The following is a 2,204-nucleotide window of genomic DNA, read 5'->3' as shown; positions in this document are numbered from 1 at the left end:
TGCCCGAGATCCGCGGACGGGTCGGATCCACCGGGTAGTGCCAGTTGTCCTTCCAGGAGTTGCGGAAGCCCGTGGCCGCACAGATGACGTTCTGGGGGAAGGGATAGGTGGGCGACTGGACCGCCGCCACGGAGCCCGGCCGGCCGACGAAGTGCGTCGCGCAGGCGGCCACCACGTGGTATTCCGGCTCGTATGTGAGGAAGGGCCCGGGCCGGCAGGCCATCTCGAGCGCCGTCAGCCCCCCGCGGGAGCTGCCGAAGATCACGATCTCGTCGCGCTTTCCGCCGAAGCTCGTCGCCACGGTGTCGATGAGCCGGGCGAACTGCCGGTAGGCGCTCTCGCTCATCACCCATCCGCCGCCGCCGTTCCACTGCACGCCGATCGCTCCCGGCCGCGGTCCGCCGGCGCCCCAGGCGGGGCTGAGCGCCACCTGCTCGGCGATGTGCATGCCCGGCCGATACGAGTACTGGTGGCCGTTCTCGGGGTTCCCGTCCGCGTCCTGGTAGTTGGAGAAGGCCCCGAAGACTTCCCAGGACGGGTCGTAGGCCCCGCAGAAGAGGATCGGATACACCTCCGGCGCGGGCGGCACGTCGAGCCACGCCCAGCCGGGCGGGAAGAAGAGGGTGGCGAGGCTCTCGTCGCCGTCCGCCGCGCCTTCCTCCAGCAGCCAGCCGCCGCCATGGTCGAAGATCACGTTGTGCAGGACGCGCAGCTTGCCGGTATGGGCCGGATCCCGGAGCTGGTTCTCCCAGCCGGACTCGCCGAAGTTGATGTGCTGGACGTTCTTCTCCGTGCGGTTCCAGACGAAGTCGTCGAAGGCGTTTCGCAGGGTGAGGCTCACGCGCGTGCCGGAGAACTTCTCCGCCACATACTCATCCGGGTAGGGGAGGTAGGTGTAGGCGGGGTCGGAGGCGTAGGCGGGGTTGTAGAAGTAGAAGGTGTCGGGGTCGTCCCACACGTAGTCCAAGGGATTCGCCAGCCGGGGGAGCCCCTTCGCCCCGATGTCCCAGGAACGCGTTTGCGCATTCCAGTGGGTGACGACGCCGTCCTGCGTCTGCGCTCCGCTGGGAGGTGCTCCCAGGAGCAGGAAGCAGGCCAGGAACAGGAGAGGAAGTCCGCGCCAGAACGCGAGCGAGGGCGTCGCGGACCGCGGGCGGGCCGCGCCGCAGTGCAGGAGCCGTTGCGAGATGGCGAAAAGAGAGCCTTGGGGTCGCATGGAACACCTCTGGGTCGATGAGGGTTGCAGAGACGAACGTCGGAACGGGGAAGAGCCCGACCCGTGCTCGCGACGAAAGCGCCCGTCGGGGAGCTGGCACGATCCCTCCACGCGGTCGAGAGCGAACGCGTTCTCGTCGGGGGGCGGATCGCCGCCGGAGTCCCGTTACATCCCCGGTGGAAGCCCGTCGCCAGGAAGACGCCGATCGCGAGGCTCGCCCCCTCCCCCCCACACACGCACGCACGCATACACGCGCGGAGGAACGGTGGGGCGGGCGAGGCGCACCTGCTCAGGACGGGCGGGCGCGAGCGGAGCGAGCATGTCCAGCGGAGCGGGCATCCGTGACGGTGAGCGGCGAGCCGAATCGGGACGGGCGCATCCTAGCGCGACGCCGGCCCGAAGGGACTCGGAATTCCGCGGCTCCGCCGGCCGCCGACGCTTTCTCTCGCGTGGGAATCGGGACGCCGGGCCTTCGCCGGTCACGCTCCGCGGGGGGATTCCCGCGTCTACCGATACCCCAGGACCAAGTCCTGCGCGTTCGAGAGGGCGAAGGGCTGGAGGCCCCCCACGTGCAGCGCCTGCGTGGAGAGGGCGAAGCCGGCGAAGAGCGGGTCGCCGGGCACGGCGAGGTCGTAGAGCGCCACCGGGCCGGGCACGACGCTCGCTCCCAAGAGCTCCCCAAAGGGATCGGCGGGATCGACGAGCAGCGTCTGGCCGCCGGCGAGAGTCGAGGTGAGCGGGGTCCCAAAACCCGCCAGCCAGGCGAGGTCGTGGCCGCTCGTGCCGGCGAGATCGACGAACGCGGTGTAGGTCCCCCCCAGGGTGGGCCGGGTGAACGTGCCGTAGCTCGCCGGATTCGTGCCCGCGTTGCGGGCGGTGGCGGAGGCCGCGATGCCGCCCGTGCCGTAGATCGCGAGGTTGTGGCCGCCGTCGCTGCCCAGCGACACGGCGATGAACGTCAGACCCGGCGGCAGGATGGGCACGTCGC

2 protein-coding genes are annotated in these 2,204 nt (G+C 70.5%); both read right to left on the bottom strand.

The features are described from left to right. The coding region (locus AB1673_17580; protein MEW6155768.1) for a hypothetical protein at positions 1–1,216 on the bottom strand (1,216 nt) is incomplete at its 3' end. A gap of 506 nt (positions 1,217–1,722) precedes the next feature. Continuing rightward, positions 1,723–2,204: hypothetical protein (locus AB1673_17575; protein MEW6155767.1), on the bottom strand; the 482-nt coding region annotated here is incomplete at its 5' end.

The organism is Actinomycetota bacterium (assembly GCA_040754375.1).
Classification (GTDB): Bacteria; Actinomycetota; Acidimicrobiia; order Acidimicrobiales; family AC-14; genus JBFMCT01.
The sequence above is the reverse complement of the archived record's forward strand: the minus strand, read 5'-3'. Positions and strand labels throughout refer to the sequence as shown.